The 25,228-nt window shown below is 65.4% G+C and carries 22 protein-coding genes; 10 read left to right on the top strand and 12 right to left on the bottom strand.

The genetic code is table 11. The features are described 5' to 3' along the window. Position 1: 1 nt before the first annotated feature. Genes IAG41_RS17175 through IAG41_RS17165 form a run of 3 tightly spaced genes read right to left on the bottom strand, consistent with a single transcriptional unit; the run spans position 2 to position 2,918 of the window. The gene (locus IAG41_RS17175; protein WP_187729879.1) at positions 2–409 is read right to left on the bottom strand and encodes a GFA family protein; all 408 of its coding nucleotides are present in this window, start codon (positions 407–409) and stop codon (positions 2–4) included. A gap of 1 nt (position 410) precedes the next feature. After that, positions 411–1,100, bottom strand: coding sequence for an NnrU family protein (locus IAG41_RS17170; RefSeq protein ID WP_187729878.1), 690 nt, complete (start codon positions 1,098–1,100; stop codon positions 411–413). A 21-nt stretch (positions 1,101–1,121) separates the two neighbouring features. Beyond that, positions 1,122–2,918, bottom strand: coding sequence for a peptide MFS transporter (locus tag IAG41_RS17165; protein ID WP_187729877.1), 1,797 nt, complete (start codon positions 2,916–2,918; stop codon positions 1,122–1,124). A gap of 130 nt (positions 2,919–3,048) precedes the next feature. Here IAG41_RS17165 and IAG41_RS17160 point away from each other — a divergent pair, with 130 nt between their 5' ends. The 3 genes from IAG41_RS17160 to IAG41_RS17150 all read left to right on the top strand — a co-directional run bounded on the left by IAG41_RS17160 (position 3,049) and on the right by IAG41_RS17150 (position 5,265). Next, positions 3,049–3,633, top strand: coding sequence for a nitroreductase (locus tag IAG41_RS17160; RefSeq protein WP_187729876.1), 585 nt, complete (start codon positions 3,049–3,051; stop codon positions 3,631–3,633). Between the two features lie 31 nt (positions 3,634–3,664). Continuing rightward, positions 3,665–4,021: a GntR family transcriptional regulator gene (locus tag IAG41_RS17155; protein ID WP_187729875.1), complete on the top strand. Its 357-nt coding sequence runs from the start codon at positions 3,665–3,667 to the stop codon at positions 4,019–4,021. Positions 4,022–4,092: 71 nt separating this feature from the next. Next, positions 4,093–5,265, top strand: a complete 1,173-nt coding sequence (locus IAG41_RS17150; protein ID WP_187729874.1) for a serine hydrolase domain-containing protein — start codon at positions 4,093–4,095, stop codon at positions 5,263–5,265. 13 nt (positions 5,266–5,278) lie between these two features. Here the strand turns inward: IAG41_RS17150 and IAG41_RS17145 are convergent, their stop codons facing one another. Both IAG41_RS17145 and IAG41_RS17140 read right to left on the bottom strand, forming a co-directional pair. Continuing rightward, a complete protein-coding gene (locus IAG41_RS17145; protein ID WP_187729873.1) occupies positions 5,279–5,602 on the bottom strand; it encodes an antibiotic biosynthesis monooxygenase family protein in 324 nt (107 codons plus the stop codon). After that, positions 5,599–5,928, bottom strand: a complete 330-nt coding sequence (locus tag IAG41_RS17140) for an NIPSNAP family protein (protein ID WP_187729872.1) — start codon at positions 5,926–5,928, stop codon at positions 5,599–5,601. The genes IAG41_RS17145 and IAG41_RS17140 overlap by 4 nt, the downstream gene beginning before the upstream one ends. A gap of 97 nt (positions 5,929–6,025) precedes the next feature. Here IAG41_RS17140 and IAG41_RS17135 point away from each other — a divergent pair, with 97 nt between their 5' ends. Then, entirely contained in the window at positions 6,026–6,703 is a 678-nt protein-coding gene (locus IAG41_RS17135; protein WP_187729871.1) for an ArsR/SmtB family transcription factor, read from the top strand. Between the two features lie 3 nt (positions 6,704–6,706). On the opposite strand, the gene IAG41_RS17130 is transcribed toward IAG41_RS17135, so the two are convergent. Beyond that, positions 6,707–8,413, bottom strand: coding sequence for an acyl-CoA dehydrogenase (locus IAG41_RS17130; RefSeq protein ID WP_187729870.1), 1,707 nt, complete (start codon positions 8,411–8,413; stop codon positions 6,707–6,709). A gap of 46 nt (positions 8,414–8,459) precedes the next feature. Between IAG41_RS17130 and IAG41_RS17125 the strand changes: the two genes are divergently transcribed. Beyond that, a complete protein-coding gene (locus IAG41_RS17125; protein WP_187729869.1) occupies positions 8,460–9,383 on the top strand; it encodes an L-threonylcarbamoyladenylate synthase in 924 nt (307 codons plus the stop codon). Between the two features lie 118 nt (positions 9,384–9,501). After that, entirely contained in the window at positions 9,502–10,227 is a 726-nt protein-coding gene (gene aqpZ, locus IAG41_RS17120) for an aquaporin Z (protein WP_187729868.1), read from the top strand. Between the two features lie 29 nt (positions 10,228–10,256). Here aqpZ and msrA read toward each other — a convergent pair whose 3' ends face one another. Beyond that, positions 10,257–10,802, bottom strand: coding sequence for a peptide-methionine (S)-S-oxide reductase MsrA (msrA, locus tag IAG41_RS17115; RefSeq protein WP_187729867.1), 546 nt, complete (start codon positions 10,800–10,802; stop codon positions 10,257–10,259). 93 nt (positions 10,803–10,895) lie between these two features. Here msrA and galE point away from each other — a divergent pair, with 93 nt between their 5' ends. Then, the gene (gene galE, locus IAG41_RS17110) at positions 10,896–11,888 is read left to right on the top strand and encodes a UDP-glucose 4-epimerase GalE (protein WP_187729866.1); all 993 of its coding nucleotides are present in this window, start codon (positions 10,896–10,898) and stop codon (positions 11,886–11,888) included. Positions 11,889–12,103: 215 nt separating this feature from the next. Here the strand turns inward: galE and IAG41_RS17105 are convergent, their stop codons facing one another. From IAG41_RS17105 to IAG41_RS17095, 3 genes are all read right to left on the bottom strand, one after another. Beyond that, positions 12,104–12,820: a phosphatase PAP2 family protein gene (locus tag IAG41_RS17105; protein WP_187729865.1), complete on the bottom strand. Its 717-nt coding sequence runs from the start codon at positions 12,818–12,820 to the stop codon at positions 12,104–12,106. Positions 12,821–13,062: 242 nt separating this feature from the next. Further along, positions 13,063–15,189: a TonB-dependent receptor gene (locus IAG41_RS17100; RefSeq protein WP_187729864.1), complete on the bottom strand. Its 2,127-nt coding sequence runs from the start codon at positions 15,187–15,189 to the stop codon at positions 13,063–13,065. A gap of 231 nt (positions 15,190–15,420) precedes the next feature. Then, entirely contained in the window at positions 15,421–17,373 is a 1,953-nt protein-coding gene (locus tag IAG41_RS17095) for a TonB-dependent receptor domain-containing protein (RefSeq protein ID WP_187729863.1), read from the bottom strand. 268 nt (positions 17,374–17,641) lie between these two features. On the opposite strand from IAG41_RS17095, the gene IAG41_RS17090 reads away from it, so the two are divergent. The 3 genes from IAG41_RS17090 to IAG41_RS17080 all read left to right on the top strand — a co-directional run bounded on the left by IAG41_RS17090 (position 17,642) and on the right by IAG41_RS17080 (position 23,193). After that, on the top strand, positions 17,642–20,143 hold the full coding sequence (locus IAG41_RS17090; RefSeq protein ID WP_187729862.1) for a TonB-dependent receptor: 2,502 nt from the start codon (positions 17,642–17,644) through the stop codon (positions 20,141–20,143). Between the two features lie 74 nt (positions 20,144–20,217). Next, positions 20,218–22,068: a methyl-accepting chemotaxis protein gene (locus IAG41_RS17085; protein WP_187729861.1), complete on the top strand. Its 1,851-nt coding sequence runs from the start codon at positions 20,218–20,220 to the stop codon at positions 22,066–22,068. 84 nt (positions 22,069–22,152) lie between these two features. Next, complete coding sequence (locus IAG41_RS17080) at positions 22,153–23,193, top strand: DUF2332 domain-containing protein (RefSeq protein WP_187729860.1); 1,041 nt, start codon at positions 22,153–22,155, stop codon at positions 23,191–23,193. 106 nt (positions 23,194–23,299) lie between these two features. Here IAG41_RS17080 and IAG41_RS17075 read toward each other — a convergent pair whose 3' ends face one another. Together IAG41_RS17075 and IAG41_RS17070 are read right to left on the bottom strand one after the other, a co-directional pair. After that, positions 23,300–24,247: an alpha/beta hydrolase gene (locus tag IAG41_RS17075; protein WP_187729859.1), complete on the bottom strand. Its 948-nt coding sequence runs from the start codon at positions 24,245–24,247 to the stop codon at positions 23,300–23,302. Then, entirely contained in the window at positions 24,240–25,181 is a 942-nt protein-coding gene (locus tag IAG41_RS17070; RefSeq protein WP_187729858.1) for an SMP-30/gluconolactonase/LRE family protein, read from the bottom strand. The genes IAG41_RS17075 and IAG41_RS17070 overlap by 8 nt, the downstream gene beginning before the upstream one ends. Positions 25,182–25,228 lie beyond the last annotated feature (47 nt).

Genomic DNA, 25,228 nt, shown 5'->3' with positions numbered 1-25,228 from the left:
GCTAACCGGCGCTGGTTCGCACATGCTGCGGCAGCGCCGGGTTCGAGCGGATCCAGGAGAGGCGCTCGCCGGTCCAGATCTCCTTCCCGGGCGGGAAGAGCTCGGGATCGTCGAGCGTCGCCGTGGTCACGTCGAACAGGCCGGGCCGGTTGGCGCGGCGATAGGTAAGCGTTGTCCCGCAGTGCGCGCAGAAGCCCCATTCGACTCCCGGCGAGCTCTCGTAGATCGCGGTCTTCCCGGCGACGATTTCCACCTTGTCCTCGGGGAAGATCGCCCAGGCGAGCGTCGGCGCGCCGGTGATGCGCCGGCAGTCGCCGCAATGGCAGTGCGAAGTCGCGCTGGGCGCGCCGGTCACGCGATAGCGCACGGCACCGCAATGGCATCCGCCCTCGGCGATGAGCTCGGCCATGTCAGCCGATCCAGCGCCAGATGCCGGCGGCCATCGTGCCGCTGAGCGGGGTGTGCGCCCAGCTGGCGGCGAGCCACAGGATCGTGCCGCCCAGGATCGCGGTCGCGTTGCCGAGCGTCCAGGGCTTGTTGCCGGCGACCTGCGCGGCGAAGGGTACGAACGACGTGCGCGCCTGCCAATCGGGCCAGGCAAGCGGCTGGAGCGCCATCTTCTTGCGGTCCTGCAGCGCGGCACCGACCAACGCGAGGATCAGGATCGTCGCGGTGAGCACCGCATTGGCGTCGGTCGGGAACACCGCGAAATGGGCCAGCGCCCAGAGCGCGAAGCCCCACATCATCGGATGGCGCGTGATCCGGAAGACGCCGTGCGGCTCGCGGATCGTCGGCGCCGCGCCGCTGGGGTTGGGCAATGCCGGATTGCCGATCAGCGAGCCGACGAAGAAGATGCTCGCCACCAGCATTGCGGCGCTGGCGATCGCCCAGCCTATGTCGCCGACGTCCCACCAGAGCGGCTCGGGCGGAATGGCGCGGAAGGCGACGACCATCCAGCCGAAGGTCAGCAGCGCCACCAGCGAATAAAGGCCAAGGAACGGGCCTTCGCCGATCGCCCCGGTGATCGGCTTTCGCAGCGGATGCGAGAGGAGGAAATGGAGCCCGACAAATGCGACACACGCGGCGATCAGCGACTCCATTTCCTCCTCCTTCGCGTCAGGTCATTTGACGCCGTGCATCCAGTATTTGAGCGGCCAGCTCAGCAGCAGGAGCAGCACGCCGAGGATGATCGCCGCGATCGAGATGGTGGTGAACACGCCGACATAGGCGTCGAGGCTCACCTTGAAATTGACCACCTGCCCGCCGACCGTGTCGATGCTGGCGAACTGCGCGATGATGCCCGCGAAATATTGCGCCACCGAGATCGACAGGAACCACACGCCCATCATCAGCCCGACGACGCGCGCGATCGAGAGCTTGGTGATCATCGAAAGGCCGACCGGCGAAATGCAGAGCTCGGCGAACGAGTGAATGAAATAGAGGCCCGCCAGCCACCAGATGCCCACCTGGAAGTTCGAATCGGCATACTGCGAACCCCAGACAAGCAGCAGGAAGCCCGCCGCAACCCCGATCAGTGCGATGCCGAACTTCACCGGGATCGAAGGCTCCAGCCCGCGCCTGGCAAGCGCGGTCCACATTATCGACATGAACGGCGCGAGCAGCACGATGAAGGCAGCATTGAAGAACTGGGTCTGGCCCGCGGTAATGCTGAACCAGCCGAACACCGAGAGATTGGTGTTGCGATCGGCGAACAAAGTGAGCGACGAACCGGCCTGCTCGAACAAGGTCCAGAACACGACGTTGAAGACGATGAGCACCATCGCGGCGAGCATCATCTGGAACTCGGTCTTGCTGCCCGCCATGAACGACCAGATCAGGATCGCCGGCACGCCGATCAGGAACGAGCCGAACAGCAATTTGCCCATCAGCGGCAGCGAGGCGACATAGCCGATAAAGCCCGAACCCTCGGCGGGTGCCGCGGAATACATCAGATTGACGTAGAGCAGGTAGAAGAGCGGCACGACGCACAGCGCGCCCGCATAGATGATCCATTGTTGACGATAGACGCCCGGCTTGGCCGGAGGCTCGCCATAGCCATCGAGCTTGCCGCCGTTGAACTGGATCAGTGCCCAGGAGATCATCATGCCGATCGCGGCGAGGCCGAAGCCCCAGCTCCAGCCATATGCCACGGCAAGCCAGGGACAGAGGATCTGTGAGAAGAGCGAGCCTGTGTTGATGCCCATGTAGAAGATGGTGAAGCCGCTGTCGCGGCGTCGGTCGCCCTGCTCGTAGAGCTCGCCGACCATGGTGGAGATGTTGGGCTTGAAGAAGCCGTTACCGACCGAGACCATCGACAGCGCGATCAGCATCACCATCACATAGAAGGCGCTGCGGTCCGCATCGGATTCGAAGCCGCCCTTGGCGATCTTGCGCTCGACGACGGTGCCGTTGAGGAGGTCGACGCTGCCGTCGTCCTTGCCCTTGATCTCGAGCTTCTTGGCGCCGTCGACGACGTAGCGGACTTCCTTGCCCTCGGCCGACTTGCCGATCGACACTTCGTAGCGCTGGCCGTCGATCGTCGCGTGCGGTGTCGCGGTCGGGCCGCCGAAGCAGAGGATCGCATAGCCCAGCGACATGATGATCGCGCCGAACTTCACCGCGCGCTTCGAGCCGAGATATTGGTCCGCCAGATAGCCGCCGATGAGCGGGGTGAGGTAGACGAGTGCGGTGAACCCGCCATAGATGCCCGTCGCCTCGCGATCGCCGAACATGAAATGCTGCGTGAGGTAGAGCGTCAGCAGCGCCCGCATGCCGTAATAGCCGAAGCGTTCCCACATCTCGGTGGTGAACATCCGCGCCAGCTGGCGCGGGTGGCCGAACCAGGTTTCTTCCCTGGCAGGGTTGATATGGGTGATGTCCGGCTCTGCCGGACTATCGGCCGTAGGAGTGTCGACCATGCGATTTATTGCCCTTTTATATCGGTTTCCGGGCAGGCGCCCGGCGCATGGGCGGCCAGACTAGACGGAATGATGCCGCTGTAAAGAAGGGGGCGTTGGCGTGGGCGCCTCACGCCCCTAGATGGCGGGCATGTTCAACGACACTACCACCCCGCTCTCGCTCCTCAAGACCCGCCGCTCGGGCAAGCCGCGCGACCTGGTCGCGCCGGGGCCGAGCCCCGATCAGCTCCGTGAAATGGTCGCGGTCGCGGCGCGCACGCCCGATCATGGCAAGCTCTTCCCGTGGCGCTTCGTGATTGTCCCCGACGATCAGCGGGCGGCGCTCGCCGCGAAGCTCGGCGAGATCCTGACGGCCGAGAAGCAGGACTGCGGACCGCGCGACGTAGAGGCTGCCGAGCAGTTCGCCACCCAGGCGCCCGCGCTGGTGGTGGTGCTCTCCACCCCGGTTCATGACCACAAGATACCCGTTTGGGAGCAGCAATTGTCCGCCGGCGCCGCGGCGATGAACCTGCTCCATGCCGCGCATGCGATGGGATTCGCGGGCGGCTGGCTCACCGGCTGGGCGGCCTATTCGGATGCGGTGCGCGACCTGTTCGGCAAGCAGGGCGAGCGCATCGCCGGCTTCGTTTTCATCGGCACACCGGCGCGCGAACTGGAAGAGCGGCCGAGGCCCGAACTGTCCGAAATCGTACACTATTGGGACTCGCAGGGGTAGACTCCTGCCCCAAGTGGTGTATTAAGGCAGCATGACAGCGCTAGAGCATGAGGACAGCCCGGTTTACCTCAAGCTTCGCGCCAGCATCGCAGCGGCGATCCTGCGCGGGCAATATCGGGCAGGAGATCAATTGCCGTCGGTACGCGCACTCGCGGCCGAGCATGGCGCAAACCCGCTGACTGTCGCCAAGGCCTATCAGAGCTTCCAGGACGACGGCTATGTCGAGGTCCGCCGCGGCGTCGGCATGTTCGTGCTGCCCGGCGCGGTCGAAGCGCTGCGCGTCGCCGAGCGCGAGCGCTTCCTCACCGGGTACTGGCCGCGCGTGAAGGATCATATCGCGCTGCTCGGCCTCGACGTGAACGAGCTTCTCGACCGCGAAACCGCCTGAAGACTGCGCTGCCCCAGCGGGCGGCGCTGATGCGAGCGTCCTCCCGACATACCCAGATCACGGAGACGAGCATGAAGTCGTGCTTACCTGTGTTGGTACTCGCCGCCCTTCTGGTTGGCGTAACCCCGGCCCAGGCCCAGCGCACGACGGTCCGCACGCTCGACGGGCGCACGCTGGCACCCGCGGCCATCGATGCCGAGGTGCAGCGCCTGATGCAGGCCAACAAGGTCCATGGGCTGGGCGTCGCGCTGATCCGCAAGGGCCGCATCGTCTTTGTCGGCAGCTATGGTCAGCGCAATGCGGCGGGAGCGCCGCTGACTCCCGACACGGTGATGTATGGCGCGTCGCTCACCAAGGCGACCTTCGCCTATCTCGTCATGCAGCTGGTCGACGAGGGCAAGCTCGACCTCGACAAGTCGATCGCCGACTATCTGCCCAAGCCGCTGCCCGATTATCCGAGATATGCCGATCTGAAGGACGATCCGCGCTGGCGGAAGCTGACCTTGCGGATCCTGCTGAACCATTCGACCGGCTTCGCCAATTTCCGCTGGCTCGATCCGGACGAGAAGCTGCGCTTCCACCGCGATCCGGGCGCGCGCTACGGCTATTCTGGCGAGGGCATCAATCTCGCGCAGCTGGTGATCGAGCAGGGGCTGGGACTCGACCTCAAGGCCGAGATGCAGCGCCGCATATTCGACCGGTTCGCGATGACGCGCACCTCGATGCAGTGGCGCGAGGATTTCGCCGCCAATCTGGCCGACGGCTTCACCGAGGACGGCAAGGCGATCGCGCACGATCAGCGCGAGAATGTCCGCGCGGCGGGATCGATGGACACCACGCTCTCCGACTGGTCGCGCTATCTGGCGGCGGCGGTGCGCGGGGAGGGGCTGAGCAAGGCGGCGCGGGCGGAGATGGTGCGTCGCTCGATCCATATCGACAGTCCGGTGCAGTTCCCGACATTGCTGGAGGCGAAAACCGATCGCTGGAAGGCGATCCGGCTCGGCTATGCCGTAGGCTGGGGGACGTTCGAGTCGCGTTACGGCCATGCCTTCTTCAAGGAAGGCCATGACGACGGCACGTCGAACTATGCATTGTGCATCGATGCGCGGCAGGACTGCATCCTGCTCCTTTCGAACGACAATCGCGTCCAGGGGATCTTCGTCGCCTTGGTCGACAGGCTGCTGGGTCCGGTGAACCTGCCCTGGGAGTGGGAAAGCTACCGGCCTTACGACCTGAAGCCCTAGGGCCGCTCGTCTATCATTGCGGCACCTGCGCGCGATCGCGCATGCCATAGTCGCGGACCACGGCGGCGATGCGCAGCCGATAGTCGGCGAAGATCGTGTCGCGTCCTTCGGCCTGCGCGGCGCGGTGATGCTCCGCGGTGCGCCACGCCGCCACGGCTTCCTCGTCGCGCCACCAGGAGAGCGAGAGCAGCTTGCCGGGGTCGGCGAGGCTCTGGAAACGCTCGATGCCTAGAAACCCGTCGATCGCGTCGAGCTCGGGCCGCAGCGCGGCGGCGATATGGAAATAGCGATCCGACCGGCCTTCGCGCGGCCAGGCCTCGAACAGCACCACGATCATGGCCGCACCAGCGGCGCGTGCGGCGCCGAGACCTGGCGCAGGAAGATGCGGTCCTCCCGGCGGATGAAGCGCTCGCGCGCCGCGAAGTCGTAATTGGCGCGGCCGGCGGGATCGTCGCGCAGCCGCGCGCGATAGGCCTCATAGGCCGCGAGCGATTCCACGGTGTAGACGCCGTACGCCGTCGTAGCCGAGCCCTCGGCGGGGCCGAAATAGCCGATCAGGTCGGCGCCGCAGCGCGGGATCGCCTGGCCCCAGTTGCGGGCATATTCGGCGAAGGCGTCGGCGGCGAACGGGTCGATCTCGTAGCGGATGAAACAGGTCAGCATAAGCGGTTCCTTTCGCCACTCCCTTGCCCTTTCCGGCATGCCCGATGGTTCGGCCACGACCGTAGCATCGCCCGGCTGGGCGATGCACAAGGGCAACATGCAACGCATCTCCGCCTTCGCCGAAACCACCGCCCTGATGGGCGATCCCTCGCGCGCCAACATGCTGTTCGCGCTGATGGACGGGCGCGCGCTGTCGGCGGGCGAGCTGGCGCGCTTCGCCGGCGTGACGCCGCAGACCGCGAGCGGGCATCTTGGCAAACTCGCCGAGGCCGGCCTGGTCGTACCGACGCGACAGGGTCGCCATCGCTATTTCCGCCTCGCCTCGCCTTCAGTCGCGCAGATGGTGGAGAGCGTGATGAGCGTGGCGGAGGAATTGTCCGGCCGGCCCCTGCCGTCCACCGGCCCACGCGACGCGGCGTTGCGTCGGGTGCGGACCTGCTACGACCATCTTGCCGGCGAGATCGCGGTGGCGATTGCCGGGCGCATGGCCGAGCGCGGCCAGTTGGTGCTCAGCCATGACGGTGCCGCGCTGACCGATGCGGGTTCGGCTTTGCTGGTCGAAATGGGGATCGCGGCGGACATCATCCGCGCTCCTTGCCGCTCGTGCCTCGACTGGAGCGAACGCCGCCCGCATCTCGCCGGTGCGGCGGGCACAGCGCTCTACCGCTGCTTCGTCGACCATGCGTGGTTCCGCCAGCGCGAGGGAACGCGCGCTCTCGAAATTACTCGATCCGGCGAAGCTGCGCTCGATCGCTGGTTCGGAATCCGCGCCTGAGGGTCAGGCGGCGAACGCCTCCGCGTCCACGGCGTAGAGCAGCGTCGCCTTGGCCATCGCTGACGCCTTCAGCCCCATCGCCTCGGGCACGACCTGCTCGACATAGAAGCGCGCCGCCGCCTCCTTCATCTTGAGGAACACCGGATCGCCCTCGCTGCGCGCGGCGATGCGGCCCTGGGCCTCCATCAGCCAGCCGCACACCGCGACCGAGAGCATCGTCAGGAAGGGATAGCTCGCCGCCAGCCGGTCGTCGGTGTCGCTTGCCAGCAGGTTGCGCGCGACGTCTTCGCAGGCATCGATCAGCCGGGTCAGCTCGCCATCCTCGGCGTCGCCGCGCATCTCCGCCAGCAGCGCGAGCAAGGTCCCGCCATTGTCCATCGAGAGCTTGCGGCCGACCAGATCGGCGGCCTGGATGCCGTTGGTGCCCTCGTAGATCGGCGTGATCCGCGCGTCGCGGAAGTGCTGGGCGGCGCCAGTCTCTTCGATATAGCCCATGCCGCCATGGACCTGAATGCCGAGCGACGCGACTTCGTTGCCCAGATCGGTGCCGTGCGCCTTGGCGAGCGGCGTGAGCAGCTCGACCCGCAGGTTCGCGGCCGCATCGCCCGCCCGTGCGCGGTCGAGCTGAGCGAAGGCATAATAGACCAGCGCGCGCGCCGCCTGGGTCTGCGCCTTCATCCGCATCAGCATGCGGCGGACATCGGGATGCTCGACGATCGCCACGGGTGCGCGGCTGGGCGAGCTGGCGCGCATCCCCTGGGTGCGCTCGCGGGCATAGGCGACCGCGCGCTGGGTGGCGCGCTCGGCGACCTGGACGCCCTGCAGCCCGACGTTCAGCCGCGCATTGTTCATCATCGTGAACATCGCACGGATGCCGCCCAACTCGCCGCCGATCAGCTCGCCGATGCAATCGTCATGGTCGCCGAACGAGAGCACGCAGGTGGGCGAGGCATGCAGCCCCATCTTGTGCTCGATCGAGACGGTGCGGACATCGTTGAATTCGCCCGGCGTGCCGTCCGCGTTCAGCCGGTACTTCGGCACCAGGAACAGCGACAGCCCCTTGGTGCCCGCCGGCCCATCGGGCGTGCGGGCGAGGACGAGGTGGACGATATTGTCGGCCATGTCGTGGTCGCCGAACGAGATGAAGATCTTGGTGCCCTTGATCCGGAAGGTCCCGTCGCCGACCGGCATGGCCTTGGTCTTGAGCGCGCCGACGTCCGAGCCGGCCTGGGGCTCGGTGAGGTTCATCGTGCCCGTCCAGGCGCCGGTGGAGAGATGCGGGAGGTAGAGCGCCTGCTGCTCGGGCGTGCCGTGGTGCATCAGCGCCTCGATCGCGCCCACCGTCAGGATCGGCGCGAGTGCGAAGCCCATGTTCGCGGTGCCGAGCGTCTCCAGCACGGCGATCGACAGGCTGACGGGCAAGCCCTGGCCGCCATATTCGACCGGCGAGCCGATCGTCCCCCAGCCGCCCTCGACATAGGCCCGGTATGCATCGGCGAATCCGGCGGGCATCCTGACGCCGTCTTCGGTCCATTTCGGCCCGTCGGTATCGCCCAACCGCTCAAGCGGCGCCCATTCGCCCGCCGCGAACTGCCCGGCGCCTTCCAGCACCGCCTCGACCAGGTCAGGCGTCGCCTCTTCGGAGATTTCGCCCAGGCGGACGACATGCTGGAGCACGAAGCGCTGCTCGGTGACGGCGGGAGTGAACATGGGGCCTCTCTTGTATGCTTGTTGCCAGCGCTATAGCTCGCCCTGAGTGAGCCCGACAAATCCCCGCATCTTACCCCACGGCGAGGCCGCGATCGCCGAGGCCGCGGCGCTGATCGCCGCCGGCCAATGCGTCGCAGTGCCCACCGAGACGGTCTACGGGCTCGCCGCCGACGCCACCGATTCGGTTGCGGTGGCGGGGATATACGCAGCCAAGGGGCGGCCCTCGTTCAATCCGCTAATCGTCCATGTCCGCGATCTCGCGGCGGCGGAGCGCATCGCGACGTTCGATCCGGCCGCGCGCGATCTGGCGACGCGCTTCTGGCCCGGGCCGCTCACGCTCGTCCTGCCGCTTCGCGCCGATGCCGGGATCGCCTCGCTGGTGACCGCCGGGCTCTCGACCATCGCGATCCGCGTGCCCGCCCACCGCGCGATGCAGGCGCTGCTCGCCGCCACTGGCAAGCCGCTCGCCGCGCCCTCCGCCAACGCCAGCGGCGCGATCAGCCCGACGCGCGCGGCGCATGTCGCCGCCAGCCTTGCCGGGCGCATCCCGTTGGTGATTGACGATGGCGCCACCCCCGCCGGTCTCGAATCGACGATCGTGATGGACGGCCATATCCTGCGGCCCGGCCCGCTGACCGCGGCCGAACTCGGCCTTCCCGAAGCGGCCGCGACGACGGACGCGATCACGGCCCCCGGCCAACTCGCGAGTCACTACGCCCCCGCCAAGCCGCTGCGGCTGAACGCCGTGGAGCGGAACGGCGACGAGTGGTTGATTGGCTTCGGTGACGTCGCCGGCGACGACAATCTCTCGCCTTCGGGGGATTGCGTCGAAGCCGCTGCGCGGCTGTTCGATGCGCTTCATCGGGCGGATTCGGCACCGCCCCCGGCAATCGCCGTCGCGCCCGTGCCGCACCCCGGGATCGGCGCCGCCATCAACGATCGCCTGCGCCGCGCCGCGCATCCGCACTGACTCTCAAATCGGGTAGGATGGATTCGACGCCTTTCTTTACACCGACGAAACGATTCATAGACTTCACGATGTCGCAAAGGGGGTGGGCGCAAAACGCCCGGCGACGGGAGGGGGCTCTATGAGCAACGCACAGCGGGGATTGGCCGAACTGATCGGCACCTTCTGGCTGGTGTTCGGCGGATGCGGCAGCGCGGTGCTCGCGGCGGCCTTTCCCGATGTCGGCATCGGCCTTCTGGGCGTATCGCTTGCCTTCGGACTCACTGTCCTCACCATGGCCTATTCGATCGGCCATATCTCCGGATGCCATCTCAATCCCGCGGTGACGATCGGGCTCTGGGCCGGCGGACGCTTCGCGGCCAAGGACATCCCGCTCTACGTGCTGGCCCAGGTCGCCGGGGCGCTGATCGCGGCGCTGCTCCTCTATTATGTCGCCAGCGGCGCGCCTGCCTATGCCGGCGGGCTCGCCTCGAATGGTTTCGGCGAGCATTCGCCCGGCCATTACAGCTTCCAGGCAGGCATGGTGATCGAGGTCGTGCTGACCTTCATCTTCCTGCTCGTCATCATGGGATCGACCGATGCGCGCGCGCCGGCCGGCTTTGCGCCGATCGCGATCGGCCTCGCACTTACGCTCATCCACCTGATCAGCATCCCGGTCACCAACACCTCGGTGAACCCGGCGCGCAGCACCGGCCCCGCGGTGATCGAGGGTGGTATCGCGCTTACCCAGCTTGCCTGGTTCTGGATCGCACCGATCGTCGGTGGTGTGCTGGGCGGGTTCGCCTATCGCGCGCTCGGCGCCGAAGCAACGAAGCGCCCGCCGATCGAAGGCGAGGCGCTTCCCTGAGTTTCCCCCCGGGAGGGCGCGGTAAGAGCTTAAGCCGCCGCGCCCTCAGTTACCCGGTTGGCGAAGCTCTTCCGCAGCTTGCGAAGCTTGGGTGGGATGACCGCTAGGCAATAGGGATTGCGCTGCCCTTCGCCCTGCCAATATTCCTGGTGATATTCCTCGGCGGCCCACCATTCGCCCAATGTCTCGATCGCGGTGACGATCGGCTGCGGCCAATCGGGCCGCGCGCGCTCGATCGCGGCTTCGGCCTCGGCTGCTTGCTCGCCCGAATGCGGGAAGATCGCCGAACGATACTGGGTTCCGATATCGTTGCCCTGACGATTGAGCTGGGTCGGATCGTGCGTCGCCAGGAAGATGTCGAGTATCTCGCCATAGCTGATCTGATCGGTATCGAAACTCACCCGGATCGCCTCGGCATGCCCGGTATCGCCGGTGCAGACCTGTTGGTAGGTGGGGTTCTCCACCGATCCGCCGATATAGCCGCTCTCGACCGACTGGACGCCGATCACATCGTTGAACACCGCTTCGGTGCACCAGAAACACCCGCCCGCGAGCGTCGCCGTTTCGATCGTCATAAAAAACTCCTCGGTTCGTCGCCCCGGAGATAGGGTCGCCATGGCGCGCTGCAATCCGCCCGTGTAGCGCTGCGGCGTCAAAGGGAGGACGGAATGCGCGACGGAACGGTGCTGGTTACGGGTGGAGCAGGCTATATCGGCAGCCATGCGGTGCTGGCGCTGCTCGACGCGGGCTGGCGTGTCGTGGTGGTCGACAATCTCGTCACCGGGTTCGACTGGGCGGTCGACAAGCGCGCCACCCTGGTCGTCGCCGATATCCAGGATGAGGCAGCCGTCCGCGCCGCAATGCGTGCGCATGACGTGGTCGCGGTGATGCACTTCGCCGGATCGGTAGTGGTGCCCGAATCGGTCAGCGATCCACTCAAATATTATCGCAACAACACCGCGGCGAGCCGGTCGCTGATCGAAAGCGCGGTGGCGCAGGGCGTGAAGCATTTCATCTTCTCCTCGACCGCCGCGACCTATGGCATCCCCGAGGTCGTGCCGGTGCGCGAGGACAGTCCCAAACAGCCGATCAATCCCTATGGCATGTCCAAGCTGATGACCGAGATCATGCTTCGCGACGTCGCCGCCGCGCATCCGATCAACTATTGCGCGCTGCGCTACTTCAACGTCGCCGGCGCCGATCCGCAGGGCCGTTCGGGCCAGTCGACCGCCGGCGCGACCCACCTGATCAAGGTTGCGGTCGAGGCGGCGACCGGCAAGCGCGGCCACGTCTCGGTGTTCGGTACCGATTTCGCGACCGAGGACGGCACCGGCGTACGCGACTATATCCATGTCAGCGATCTGGCGGGGGCGCATGTCGATGCGCTCGACCTGTTGATCGCCCGGCCGGAAGAGAACCACATTCTCAACGCCGGCTATGGCCGCGGCTTCTCGGTGCTCGAGGTGCTCGATGCGGTCGACCGCGTCACCAATCTGAAGATCGAGCGGAGACTTGAGGGTCGCCGCGCCGGCGATCCCGATGCGCTGGTGGCGGACAACAATGCGATCCTTGCCGCCTTGCCGTGGCGCCCGAAACATGACGATCTCGACGGGATCGTGAAGGATGCGTTGGCCTGGGAGCGCAAGCTGGCGGAGCGCTAGAATCGACATCGATTCGGCGCAACCGACCAGTTGCGAGAAAAATCGATGGAACCGTTGTTTTTCAGGATCTTGGTGTGCGGTAGGTTGACACGGTTGACACCCGCTATGTCGAAAAATCCTCTTCTCCGAAAATGGGGTCTTGCGGGATCTCGACGATGAGAAAGAGCCGCCCCCACGGTCGCCCTTGAAATCCTACATTGCAAGCGGGAGGCCGCTCAAGCCCGGCGCATCAGCCGCAGTTCGATTCGCCACCAGAGCAGCGCCCAGAAACTGCCGAACGCCCAGCCGGCGATCACGTCGCTTGGCCAATGAACCCCCAGATAGACTCGGCTGATCCCGATCGCGCCGACCAGTACCAGTGCCACGCCGATCACGAACGCCCGCATCCGCGGTTCGCGCACGACCGGGAAGAGCAAAGTCGCCAGCGTCAGATAGACGATCGCGCTCGACGCGGCGTGGCCGCTGGGGAAGCTGTTCGAGCTTTCCTGCATCAGCCGGTCGATCAAATCGGGGCGCGAACGGCCGACCAGCGCCTTGACGATGGTCACCGCCACCGCGCCCAGCGAGGTCGATGCCAGCACCAGCAAGGCGGTGCGGCCCCGGCCGCGCAACCACAGGAACAGGGCGGTTGCCAGCACGACAAAGCCCAGCACGGTTGAGCTACCCAGCGCGGTCACGTCGCGCACCGCGGAAGGCAGCCATGCCGGACCGAACGGAACATCGGGATGCCCGGGCACGCGCATCGCCAGCATCACCGCGCGATCGAATGCGGCGCCGTCGCCTTCGTTGAGCTCATGCCCGAGCCACAGCAGGATCGCGAACACCGTCGCGAAGCCTGCGGCCAGAACGATCCCCCACGGTACACGCCGCGAGGCCGCGCTTTCCGGAACGAGCGAAACCAGGGGATCGGTGGGGGCGGGCGGCTGTTCCATGGCGACTGGATCGCCCAACCGTCGGCGGCCTGCAATGATCCTCAGGACCGATCGGCATTTGGGGGCGAGAAGCCATTGGCGCCTCTCTTCATCGTCACCCCGGCCTTGTGCCGGGGTCCACTTCTCCGCGAGAGCGCGGCTAGAGGCTCCAGCTTCTCCCGAGCGGCATAGTGGGCCCCGCACAAGGCCGGGGTGACGATGAAGGAGCGTGGCTCCGGCTAAATCAAAATGTCCGCCCGGGCTTAGATCTGCACCCGCGCCGTGATGCGGATGTCGCGGCCGGCGAGCGGGGCATAGTCCTTCAGTACGCTGGCGGCGCGGCGTGCGTCGACGTCGAAGATGTTGTTCGCCGACAGCGTCAGGCTCGTGCCGTTCCCGCCCCAGGGCTTCCACGCCACCGACGCGTTGACCAAGGTATTTGCCGGCGTCGTCGTCTCGAATGCGGTAACGCGGTCCTGCTCGAAGCTGTGCTCCACTTCGACACGGGCATTGATCATGTCCGATTGCGCCTCGAGCCCGCCCATCAGGCGCAGCGGCGGAATGCGCGGCACGGGGCCGCTATCGACCACTTCGGCATGGACATAGTCGGCCAGCGCATCGGCGTTCAGCGTATACTTGCCGAGCGTGGCGATCCGCGCCGAACCCTCGGCCTCGAAGCCGTAATAGCGCGCATCGGCCTGATAGGTCTGGAAGACCGGCAGGTCGTCCTGCACCGCGCCGGTCGGGGCGTCGTAGATATAGCCGGTGAACCAGGTGTAATAGGCGGCGGTCGAGAAGTTGAAGCCCTCGCCCGATCCCTTGAGCGTCGCCTCGACGCCCCAGGCCTTCTCAGCGCCGAAATTGGGATTGCCGATCTCGAACGCCTGGGTGCCGGCATGCGGCCCCTTGGCGAACAACTCCTCGGGCGTCGGCGCGCGCTCGCTGCGCGAGACGTTGACGCCGAAGCGGATATGGTCGGCCAGCGCATAGCTGGCGCCGAGCGAACCCGAGAAGGTGTCGAAGGTCCGCTGATAGGCGGGGTTGCCGATATCGCCATCGGCCTGGGCGCTGATCTCGTTATGCTCGAAGCGCGCGGCCGCCTCGGCCTTGATCGGGCCCACATCGAGCGATTGCAGCGTGAACAGGCCGAACTGGGTGCTCGAATTCTGGGGCAGGAACTTCTCGTCGCCGACAATGTGCATGTCGCGCACCGAAAACTGTCCGCCGAACATGCCTTCCCAGCCGCCCTGAGCCTTCTGGACGAATTCGAGCCGCGACTCGAAACCCTGGCTGAAGAAGGTCGTGCCGATAGCGCCGGTGTCCTCGATCTCGCTGTGGCGATAATCGGCGGCGGCGGCGCGCACGCGGATCTGCTTGAGGAAGCCGTCGCCGGTGTTCACCTCGCCGCGCAGGTCGAAGCGGTCCTGCTGGGCGTGCAGCCGTACCTGCTCGGCCTCGATCGACGGATCGAGCGAATAGCGGATCGGCACGCCGTAGAAGGTGTCGAAATGCGATGCCGAGAAACCGAGATTGCCATTGTCGTCGATGATCGCGGCGCCGCCGGCGACGTTCCAGGTCTCGGCGGCGGTGTTGGGTAGCGTGCCCTTGAGATCAGCCAGCGCCTGCACGCCGGGATCGGCGCTTGCCAGCGCCTGGGCGCGCAGCGCCGGGCTCAGCACATAGCCGCCGATCCGCTGATCGCCGGTCTTGGAATAGCTGCCGTCGGCATGCAGCACGAACTTGCTCGCGACCGGCACGTCCACGGCGCCCGAGACGGAGCGCTCATCGGCGGCGCTGCCATAGGTGGCGATCGCGTCGACATGCACGGCCTCGTCGGGGACGTGGCGCGGGATGCGGCTGTCGATCACGTTGACCACGCCGCCGATTGCCGAGGGGCCGAAGATCAAAGCGGTCGGTCCGCGCAGCACTTCGATGCGGTCGGCGGTCAGCGGATTGATGATCGGCGCGTGATCGGCCGAAGTGTTCGACACATCGATGCTGCCGATTCCGTCGGTGAGCAAAGGCGCGCGCGCGCCGATGAAACCGCGCAGCACCGGGCGCGATGCATTGGGACCGAACGAGGTGGCGGAAACGCCCGGCTGCGACGCCAGCGTCTCGCCGATCGTCGGGCGCATCTGGCGGGTGAGCTCTTCCTGCGCGAGGACGCTGGTGCCGCCCAGCACATCGGCGGTGTTGCGCGCGCGCGTGCCGGTGACGACGATTTCCTGGCTGGGCTGGACATGGTCCTGTGCGTCGTCGTCTGCAGCGGGTGCAGGGTCTGCAGCGGGCGCAGGCGCGCTCGCATCCGTGTTCGCGGTAGTCGGCTTGTCCTCGGCATAAGCGGGAAGGACGAACAGCGTAGCGGAGGCGAGCAACAGGGTACGCAGCATCTTGAGAGGAACTCCGGCAGGAATGTGCTGCACTGCGGTAACTGCGATGATATAAAGTATCAAGAACGAAATCGCCGCAACGGTAAAAATGGCGTGCGGCCGGGGCGCTAGGCCGCCGAAGCTGAACGGCGATTGAATAGGCCAAACGGACGCGGGCAGGCTGGTGAAGGCCCGAACGCCCCGGGCAAAAAAAGGGGGCTCCCGAAAGAGCCCCCCGCCGAACCCAAAGGCTCAGAAGTCGATCCGTGCTCCGACGCGGATGAACCGGCCGATAAAGCCCTGGCTCTCCCATGCGACGTTGTAGCTGTATCCCGTGTCGTAGGTCTGACCTGGATTGAAGTCCGGCTTGGTGTCGAACACGTTGAGGACGTTGGCGTACAGCGTGAACCTGTCGTTCAACTTCACGTTGCCGCTCAGGTCGACGTTGATGAAGCTCTTGGCATGGCACTTGTACGGAACGTCGTTTCCGGCCGCATCCTGGGCGTAATAGGAATAGACGGAAGCGCCGATGCTCGCGGCGCAATCCTTGGGATCGCCGCCGTAATCGACCGAGCCCATGCTGTAGCCGCCCGTGTAGTAAGCCGTGGCGCTGAAGGCTACGTCGCCGAAGTCGATCGTGTTCTGCCAGCTGCCGCGCCACGCCGGCGCACCCGAGCAAGAGGTGATGTTGCAGGGGCTCAGCGATCCGTCGAAGCGCTGCACCGACCCGTTGATCGTCTGCTCGAGCTTGATCAGGTAGGACGCATCGACCCGGCTGGTGAAGTTGATGCCGCTGCCGAGCGGCAGCCGCAACGTGCCCGAGAAGTCCAGCCCCGAAGCCACTTCGGAATTCGCGTTGATGAACGAATATTCGATGAAGCCGATCACTGGCAGCGCGTTGGGATGGTCGGGATCGACCACGCCCGGGCGAACGGTGATGCCCGGCACATTCACGACGCCGTTATTGCCGTAATATTGGTCGAGCACGCCCGAATAATCCGGCGCGCTGACCAGGCCCTTGATCTTGATGTGCCAATAGTCCGCCGTGAACGAGATGCGGTGCGTCGGCTCGAACACGATGCCGGCGGTCACGCTGGTGGACTTTTCCGGATCGAGCTTCGGATTGCCGCTCGACGTCAGACCATAGCTATAGGGCTGGGTGGCGTAGGCGTTGCCGCCGTGCGCGGCGAGGAACGCGTCATAGCCAGGCCGGTCCGACGGCATGGTATCCGTGAGATAGCCGGTGGTTGGCTGGCCATACGCCTCGTTGAAGCTCGGGATGCGGAAGCCGCGCGAATAGGTACCGCGCAGACGCACCTGCTCGATCGGCTTGAAGATCGCGGTGAGCTTCGGCGAGAAATTCTTCTGGCCCGACGAATAACTGTCGTAGCGGCCGGAGGCGTTCAGCTTGAGCATGTCGAAGATAGGTGCGTCGATCTCGAAGAACGCCGACTTCACGTTGCGGCTGCCGATCGTGCTGACCGCGTTGATGCTGTAGTAGCGATCTGCGGGGTTGACCTCGTTCGGCGGGTTCGCGCTCGGGTTATAGACCGACTCGTGCCGATAGGCGGCGCCGACGGCTACGGACAGATCGCCGCCGGGAAGCGCAAAGAGCGCCTTGGAAAGGCTTCCCTGCACCTGCCACAACTTTGAATTCGAATTCGTGACGTTGTCGGGCGCGATATAGCCGCGCATGGCCTCGTCGTTCAGTGACGGGTCCACGAAGTTGAACGAGCCATCGTTGATGACGTCGATCAGGCGCTGTGCGACCAGGTAATTCTTCTGGGTAACCTTCAGGTCAACCTCCGAATAGGTCGCGTCGGCATTGTAGTTCCAGCCGTCGCCGAACGAACCGGCGATGCCGGCGGCAAAGCGATAGGTCTTTGCATCGGTCAGCGACTGGCGCGGACGGTCATACCGATAATTGAGGCGCGCTTCCTCGCCCGCCGAGGCGAACGGGTTGTTCGGATTGAGCGAGCCGTTGGCGCTCGTGCAGGCAACGGTGGTGCCGCGCGGGCAGACATAGACCGGCAGCAGAACTGGGCTCAGCGTGAATTGAGTCCCTCCTGCCGCGGTCTGGCCGGCGAAGGTCAGCGGCGCGATGCTGCTGTCGGTCTTCGTCTGGTAGAAATTGGCCATGACATAGGCCTGCGCGCTGCTGCCGATGTTGGCCGTCAGGTGCGCGGAGGCGCCCAGGCGCTGCACCTCGGGAATTTCCTCGAGATTCGAGGGCGATCGGCTTCAACCTGATGCAACATTGAGGCATCGATTGCCTCATTCTTCCATCACGCACTTGTCCGCATTGCGTCCACAAAATTGCTGAGCGCCAGCGATCGTCTGCACGATCGCGAAAAGAAAAGTTCGCCTCCGAACCCATAGCCATGAGGCGCTTTCCTATAATTCTCCGGGACGACGCCGCGCGACTGCCTGCTGGGCGGATCAACTTCCTGAGCGTCAAACTGGGAAACAAATTATGCGTAAATATCTTCTTCTACTGGCCGTGGCGCCGATCGCTCTGGCCACTCCTGCAGCCGCCCAGCAAGCGTCGGCGCAAGACGAGCCGGCCGCCGAAAAGGGGCAGGACAAGGCACCCGCGAAGGAGGTCTTCTCGACCGGTGTCGCAAAAGGCCGTGACATTCTCGACAGCGCGATCTCGACCAGTTCGCTCAAGAGCGACGAGATCGAGAAGTTCGGCGCGAACTCGCTCGGCGAAGTGCTGCGCAACATTCCTGGCGTCCGTGCCGAATATCAGGGCGGGGAAGGCAATGCGAGCTACTCGATCCGCGGCCTTCCGCTCGCTGCGAGCGGCTCGAAGTTCCTGCAGCTCCAGGAAGACGGTCTGCCGGTGCTCGAATTCGGCGACATCCAGCTGATGTCTTCGGATCTGTTCATGCGCGTCGATTCCAACCTCGCCCAGGTCGAGGCGATCCGTGGCGGTTCGGCGTCGACCTTCGCGTCGAACTCGCCGGGCGGGGTGATCAACCTCATCTCGAAGACGGGCGAGGAAGAGGGCGGGTCGGTCGCCGCCAGCACCGGTCTCGGCTATGACACGTACCGGCTCGACTTCGACTATGGCGGCCGGATCAGCGACACGCTGCGCTACCAGGTCGGCGGCTTCTACCGCCAGGGCGAAGGCCCGCGCGACCTTGGCTACACCGCGTACAAGGGCGGCCAGTTCAAGTTCAACGTCACCAAGGAACTTGGTGAGGGTTTCATCCGCATCTACGGCAAATATCTCGACGACCGTACGCCGTCGTACCAGCCCGTCCCAGTGAAGGTGACCGGCACCAACGACAAGCCGAAGTTCGAGAATGTCGCGAATTTCGACCTCGGTCGCGATTCGCTGGTTTCGCGCAACATCAATGGCATCCCCTCGCTCGACGAGAACAACAACCTCAAGATCTACAATGCCCGCGACGGCATGCACTCGATCGTGAAGTCGATCGGCCTGGAGGCGAAGTTCGACGTCGCCGGCTGGACGATCAGCGAGAAGTTCCGCTTCGCCGACATCTCGGGCAGCGTGTTCGAGAATCTGCCGCTTGCGGTTGCTCCCGCGATCGGTCTCGCCATGGTCAATGGCGGCCCGGGTGCGACCCTCAATTATGCAAATGGCCCGCGCGCCGGCCAGGCGATCAATCCGATGACGCTGAATGGCAATGGCCTGCTGATGCAGTCGCTGTTCATCAATGCCGACCTCAAGAATCTCGACAATGTGACCAACGATCTGCGCGCCAGCCGCGTGTGGGACATCGGCGGCGGCAAGCTGACCACCACGGTCGGCTTCTACAAGTCGAACCAGTCGTTCGACTCCTTCTGGACGTTCACCACGGCGCTCCAGGACGTCAACGGCAACGGCAATTCGGCGCTGGTCAACGTCAACACCGCGGCCGGCGTGCCGGTCACGCAGGACGGCATCCTGTCGTACAGCACAGTCGGTGGCGCATCCTATCACCGCCGCTACGACGTCGCCTATGACATCAACGCGCCCTATGCGTCGGTGAACTTCCACATCGGCAAGATCGCGATCGGCGGTAGCATCCGCTACGATATGGGCCAGGTTGACGGGACGCTGACCGGTGCCGAGCTTGGCGGCGGCCGAGTGGGCATCAAGTCCTTTGACATCAACGGCGACGGCATCATCTCGACCGCCGAGTCCCAGACCGCCTTCCTCCCGATCACGCAGCCGGGGCTCGTCGATTATGACTATCACTATCTGAGCTATTCGACGGGCGTGAACTTCCGCGTCTCGGAGCCGCTGGCAGTGTTCGCCCGCTACAGCCGCGGCGGCCGCGCGGCAGCCGACCGCATCCTGTTCACCCCAGCCATCAACTATAACAGCGGAGCGCTGCTCGATCCGAAGGACGGCTATGACTCGGTGCGCCAGACCGAAGTCGGTGTGAAGTATCGCGGTGGCAGCCTCGCACTCAACCTCACCGGCTTCCTCGCCAACACCGGCGAGCGCAACCTCCAGGTGAACAGCAAGCCCGACGGCTCCGTGCAGGTGGAGCACATCATCCGCGACTATCGCGCTTATGGTGCGGAGTTCGAGGGCAGCGTGCGCCGCGGGCCGTTCAGCCTCACCGCCGGCGCTACCTATACGCACGGCGAGATCACCGACGACGCCACGAACCCGGCGGTGATCGGCAATACGCCGCGCCACCAGGCGAACTTCATCTTCGAGGCGACGCCGCAGTTCGTGACGGGGATGTTTACTGTCGGAACGAATTTCGTCGGGACAACGAGCAGCTTTGCGCAGGATACCAACCAGCTCAAGCTGCCCGGCTACACCGTGGTCAATGCCTTCGTGCAGTTCCGTCCGACCGAAAAGCTGCAGCTGATGCTGAACGCGAACAACCTGTTCGACACGCTCGGCGTCGCCGAGGTCACCCAGGCGTCGATCCCGGCGAGCGGCTTGGTCCTCGCCCGGTCGATCACCGGGCGCACGATCTCGGGGTCGCTTCGCTTCTCCTTCTGACGCGCGGCACGCAGCCGGCGCTCAGGCGCCGGCTGCACGCTGCTTCGGGTCCCCTGAAACGAAAAGAGACTATGATGTTCAAATCCATGAAGATCCCGAGAAAGCTGGGGTTGTCGTTCCTCGCGATCTGCGCATCGGCTGCGGTCGTGATGTTCGTGTTCTTCATGAACATCACGATGATCAGCACGACGACCGACGGGAACAATCTCAGCCAGTCGATCCACGCCAGGTCGATCGCGCTCGAGACCGCGCTGCTGCGGCAGAACAGCCAGCTTCGCGGCTTTCTGGTGACGGGCGACGAGAGCTATCTCAAATCCTATTATGAAGGCCGCGACGAATACGACAAGACGTCGGTCGAGCTCGAAAAGCTGCTGCCCAATCCCAAGGAGCGGGAGCAGCTGCTCCAGTCGCGCAGCGAGACGCTCGCCTGGCGCAAGGATTGGGGCGACCGCCTGATCACGCGCGTGAAGGCCGGCCAACGCGAGGCGGCCGAGGAAGAGGTCCGCAAGGCCGGCAAGGCAGTGCTCACCAGCGCCGCAGTGCTTCCGCTGCGCGATATTCGCGACACCCAGGTCGCGTTGATCGAAGAGAATTCGGCGCGTCAGGAAGGCGCGATCGCCTCGGCACGCTTCACCCTGATTGTCGGCGCCATCGCGCTCATCGGCATCGCCGTGACGCTCGCGATGCTGCTGAGCCGCTCGATCGCACGCCCGGTGGCCCAACTTACCCGAACGATGGGCGAGCTCGCGGCGGGAAGGAGCGACATTGCGGTGCCCGACGCGGAGCGGCGTGACGAATTGGGCGACATGGCGCGCGCAGTGCTCGTATTCCGGGATGCCGCGATCGCCAAACAGGCGGCAGAGGACGAGGCGGGACGGGCGGACGCGACCCAGCGAATGGTTGTCGAAACGGTCTCCGCCCATTTATCCCAGCTCGCCGACGGCAACCTCACCAGCGAGATCGACCGCGAGTTCCCGGGGAGCTACGCTACCGTCAAGACCAATTTCAACGCGGCGATCACCAGCCTTCGCGCACTGATCGCCTCGGTGACGGAAGCCACGGCCACGATCCACACCGGATCGAACGAAATCGCCCAGGCGTCGGAAGATCTGGCGCGGCGCACCGAAGCGAATGCGGCGAGCCTGGAGGAGACTTCGGCCGCGGTGACGCAAATGGACCAGCGGCTGAAGGCGACCGCCGCCGCGGCGACCCAGACCGTCGATCGCGCCAATGGCGCTATCGCGACGGTATCGAATGGACGCGAAGTAGCCGAGGATGCGGTCCAGGCCATGAACCGCGTGTCGGAGAGCGCCAAGGGCATCGACAGCGTCATCGAGGGCCTCGACAAGATCGCCTTCCAGACGCGCGTGCTCGCGATGAACGCGGCGGTCGAGGCCGGCCGCGCCGGTGAGGCTGGCCGCGGCTTCGCGGTCGTCGCCGACCTCGTTTCCGCGCTGGCGATGCGCGCCGAGGAGGAGGCCGGCCACGCCCGTGAGCAGCTCATGGCGACCCAGGCCGACATCGGCGATGCCGTCACCATGGTGCAGAAAGTCGATACTGCACTCGCCAATATCTCGGGCGACGTCGGTGAGGTCCATGAGCTGCTCGGCCGCATCGCCGAAGATAATCGGGCCCAGTCGAGCACAATCGGTGAAGTCAGCAAGGCGATCGGCACGATGGATCATGCCACGCAGCAGAACGCCGCGATGGTGGAGCAGACTTCTGCCGCCGCGCGCAACTTGGTCAGTGAGATCACCGACCTTGCCAGGCAGGCCAACCGATTCAATGTCGGTCATGCCGCGAAGCACACCACAGCACCGGCACATCACGACCGCTTCGCGGGTCCGGTACGGCCGCTCCCCGCAGCAGCAGTACCCGCCCTCATCCGTCCAGCCGCATCATCGGGAGAATGGCAGACATTCTGAGGGGAATGCACGGGCCGATCCAGGCCGCGGCAATGGTTCCGGCCGAGCACAGGACCGCGTAATGCGTGCAAGAAGGAAATCCCGATGAATATGATGGTCGCTGCCGGAGGACGTTCGGAACTCCGGCGGCAGTCACGGGTGGCCCGCGCGCTCGGCTCTTCATTCGTCGCCGACGTTCTGGATGCCGCGGATCGGCAGCTCGAGCTGGGGCCGCGCACTGCCGCGCTGATCGCGGGCTGGCCCGACGATCCCGCTGCGGCTGCCCTGGGGTTGCGGCTCAATTCCGCGATACATGCATTAGCCAGGCGCGGCTCGCCGCCGGCGCTAGCGGCGCTATTCCGGCGGCAGTATGATGATTTTGACGCAGCGATAGCCGCAGCGCTTCAGGCCGAGGACCGGTTCATCGCCGAATGGATGCGCAGCCCGACCCAGACCAACGAAGTCGCCCGGGCAGCGGCGATCAGCGCTGCGCTGATGGTGCTGCGGCGCGAGACGGGCATGCCTGCCGAACTCCTGGAAATCGGCTCAAGCTGCGGACTGAACCTGAATCTGGCGCGGTACGATTATGACCTTGGTGGAACGCGCGCAGGTGATCCGTCCTCTCAGGTCCAGATCGCACCTGTCTGGCGCGGCCCGGCGCCGGAAGCTGCGCCGCTCGATATCGTGTCCGCGCGCGGCGTGGATCTCAAGCCGCTCGACCCGCAGGATGCGGCAACGCGGGAGCGGTTGTTTGCCTATGTATGGGCGGACCAGCACGCACGTGCCGACCGACTGGAGAGCGCGCTTGCGCTTACACAGCGCTTCCCGCCCCGCGTCGAGCGCGAGGACGCGCTGACCTGGTTGGAGGCACGGCTGGCGGAGCCCCAAATCCTGGGCGAATGTCGCGTCATATTCCACTCCATGGTACTCCAATATCTGAAGAGCGACGCCCGCCACACCTTCGTCGATATGCTCCATCGTGCGGGAGCAGACGCAACCCAGACGCGCCCGCTTGCCTGGATCAGCTTCGAGTGGACCGCCTCGCGCAGCGAAGTGCAGCTGACGCTCACTTCCTGGCCGAGCGCTACCACGCGTCTCCTGGCGGTTTCACATCCCTATGCCGATTGGATCGAGTGGCGAGCATAGCTGCAAGAATGCCACCTGGACCACCATCCCTTTGAACACCGCTGGCCGCGGCCTCCTAACCGGCGGTGCATTTGGTCTGTGACCGAGCCTTGGGACCGGCCCAGGATCAGGCGACACCGTTCCGGGCAAGCCACAGGCGGAATGAATCGGCCCATAGCGATGCCGGTGTGCCCTCGCAGCCGATGCCGAAGCCGTGTCCGCCTTCCTGCAGGAGATGCAATTCGCAGGGCCGCTGCGCCGCTCGGCATGCCGCCGCCATCATAAGGCTGTTGTCCGCAGGTACCTTCGCATCGTCCAGCGCGTGGGCGAGGAAGAGCGGCGGCGTCGTCGCGTCGACATGGTTTTCCGCCGAGCGTAGCGCGATCAATTCCGCGGCGGGTGCGGCGCCGAGCAACATGCGCCGCGAAAGCGCGTGGGTAGCGGGCGCGCGCATCGTTATCACCGGATAGATCAACCCCACCGCCGCGGGGCGCGAATCCTGCGCATCGATCGCGTCGACCGGATCGTGCAACCGCTGCGCGAACGCCGTGGCCAGGCTAGCGGCGAGATTGCCCCCGGCCGAGAAGCCGAGCGCGGCGACCCGCGCCGGATCGACGCCAAATTCGGTCGCCCTCGCACGGATCAAGCGCATTGCGCGTTGCGCATCCATCAACGGCACGGCCCAACGCGGGTGCCATCCCTCATTGGGCAGGCGATAGGTCAATACAAAAGCCGTGTAGCCGTACCGGTTCAGGCGCTGGGCAATGTCTACGCCCTCGTTCCGGATCGAGAGAAAAGCATAGCCTCCGCCCGGCATAACCAGCACTGCGGCGCCATTGGCGCGCTGCGGCCGGAAGATCCGCAATTCAGGCGTCTGGACCCAGCGTAGAAAATCGGCCGGCCAATTCGCGAGCATCTCCGGCGCAAAATCCGCGGTCAGGTCGACGGGCTTTGCGAAGCTGCCGCCTGGCGGAACACCCTGCCATAAGGGAAATGCAGGCGCGCTCTTCCACGCTTCGGGCGACCTGTCGGGATCGGCCAACTCGGGGATCGCATTGCGCTGGTCGTCAGCCATGGGCCTGTGTGCTCCCGATGCCCGGCCCCGCATAAGCGGCGACGGGCACACCTGCGACCGGCGAGCGGAACGCCAGGATACTTCCCGAAAGCCCGAACTGTTCGATGTCGGCAGGGTGGAGCCCGTAGGACGCGGAGGTGACGAGCAACATGCGCCCGTCATCGCCGCCAAAGGCGCAACTCGTTGGGCGCGGGCACGGCGTATCGAGCCAGCCGATCCGCTCGCCATCGGGCGACAGGCGCTGGATCCCCGCGCCATCCCACATCGCGCACCAGATATTTCCCCCGATATCGACCGCCAGGCCGTCGGGCTTCCCCGGGACGCCGGCAAAGTCCTGAATGACCTGGCGATTGGCGATCGTACCCAACGTCAGATCATAGTCGTAGCGATAGAGGAGGCGGGGCACCGTATCGACAAAGTAGAATGCCGTGGCATCGGGGCTCCAGGCCAGGCCGTTGCAGACGTCGAACCCGTTTGCCATTTCGATGATGCGGCCATCGGGGTCGAGGCGATACAGGCTGCCCTTGCCGGGCGACCCGTCGTCGGAGCGCGATCCGACCCAGAATCGTCCCAGGGGATCGCACTTGCCGTCGTTGAAATGCGTGCCGGTCATGTCGGGCGCGGCGCAGGGGTGGAGCTCGGCTCGCGAGTCCTGCAGCCAAAGCGCGTCTTTCAGCGCCAGCAGCGTGGTGCCGTCCGGCCCCGGTGCGGCGGAGCCGATCTTCGCCGGAACGATCGTCTCGGTGGAGATACCGGTGGTCAGATCGAGAAGGTTGACCGATGGTCGGACACCGTCGATCCAGAGCAGCGAATTGGTCCCGCCGATCCAGTGCGGACACTCGGCCACGCTCGCCTTGACGGGCCAGCTCTCGACCAACGGCATATCCGCCAGGCGGTGTCGTGACGCATTCAGCGGCGCGCGATCGTCGATCATCGTGTTGCTATAAACGATACATCGTCGTAGCAAAAGGGCGAGCGCAG

Source organism: Sphingomonas sp. JC676 (assembly GCF_014489075.1).
GTDB lineage: Bacteria > Pseudomonadota > Alphaproteobacteria > Sphingomonadales > Sphingomonadaceae > Sphingomonas.
The sequence above is the reverse complement of the archived record's forward strand: the minus strand, read 5'-3'. Positions and strand labels throughout refer to the sequence as shown.

Coding starts and splice junctions, on each gene's coding strand:
- IAG41_RS17175 (WP_187729879.1), bottom strand. CDS start 409: ATGGCCGAGCTCATCGCCGAGGGCGGATGCCATTGCGGTGCCGTGCGC.
- IAG41_RS17170 (WP_187729878.1), bottom strand. CDS start 1,100: ATGGAGTCGCTGATCGCCGCGTGTGTCGCATTTGTCGGGCTCCATTTC.
- IAG41_RS17165 (WP_187729877.1), bottom strand. CDS start 2,918: ATGGTCGACACTCCTACGGCCGATAGTCCGGCAGAGCCGGACATCACC.
- IAG41_RS17160 (WP_187729876.1), top strand. CDS start 3,049: ATGTTCAACGACACTACCACCCCGCTCTCGCTCCTCAAGACCCGCCGC.
- IAG41_RS17155 (WP_187729875.1), top strand. CDS start 3,665: ATGACAGCGCTAGAGCATGAGGACAGCCCGGTTTACCTCAAGCTTCGC.
- IAG41_RS17150 (WP_187729874.1), top strand. CDS start 4,093: ATGAAGTCGTGCTTACCTGTGTTGGTACTCGCCGCCCTTCTGGTTGGC.
- IAG41_RS17145 (WP_187729873.1), bottom strand. CDS start 5,602: ATGATCGTGGTGCTGTTCGAGGCCTGGCCGCGCGAAGGCCGGTCGGAT.
- IAG41_RS17140 (WP_187729872.1), bottom strand. CDS start 5,928: ATGCTGACCTGTTTCATCCGCTACGAGATCGACCCGTTCGCCGCCGAC.
- IAG41_RS17135 (WP_187729871.1), top strand. CDS start 6,026: ATGCAACGCATCTCCGCCTTCGCCGAAACCACCGCCCTGATGGGCGAT.
- IAG41_RS17130 (WP_187729870.1), bottom strand. CDS start 8,413: ATGTTCACTCCCGCCGTCACCGAGCAGCGCTTCGTGCTCCAGCATGTC.
- aqpZ (WP_187729868.1), top strand. CDS start 9,502: ATGAGCAACGCACAGCGGGGATTGGCCGAACTGATCGGCACCTTCTGG.
- msrA (WP_187729867.1), bottom strand. CDS start 10,802: ATGACGATCGAAACGGCGACGCTCGCGGGCGGGTGTTTCTGGTGCACC.
- galE (WP_187729866.1), top strand. CDS start 10,896: ATGCGCGACGGAACGGTGCTGGTTACGGGTGGAGCAGGCTATATCGGC.
- IAG41_RS17105 (WP_187729865.1), bottom strand. CDS start 12,820: ATGGAACAGCCGCCCGCCCCCACCGATCCCCTGGTTTCGCTCGTTCCG.
- IAG41_RS17100 (WP_187729864.1), bottom strand. CDS start 15,189: ATGCTGCGTACCCTGTTGCTCGCCTCCGCTACGCTGTTCGTCCTTCCC.
- IAG41_RS17090 (WP_187729862.1), top strand. CDS start 17,642: ATGCGTAAATATCTTCTTCTACTGGCCGTGGCGCCGATCGCTCTGGCC.
- IAG41_RS17085 (WP_187729861.1), top strand. CDS start 20,218: ATGTTCAAATCCATGAAGATCCCGAGAAAGCTGGGGTTGTCGTTCCTC.
- IAG41_RS17080 (WP_187729860.1), top strand. CDS start 22,153: ATGAATATGATGGTCGCTGCCGGAGGACGTTCGGAACTCCGGCGGCAG.
- IAG41_RS17075 (WP_187729859.1), bottom strand. CDS start 24,247: ATGGCTGACGACCAGCGCAATGCGATCCCCGAGTTGGCCGATCCCGAC.
- IAG41_RS17070 (WP_187729858.1), bottom strand. CDS start 25,181: ATGATCGACGATCGCGCGCCGCTGAATGCGTCACGACACCGCCTGGCG.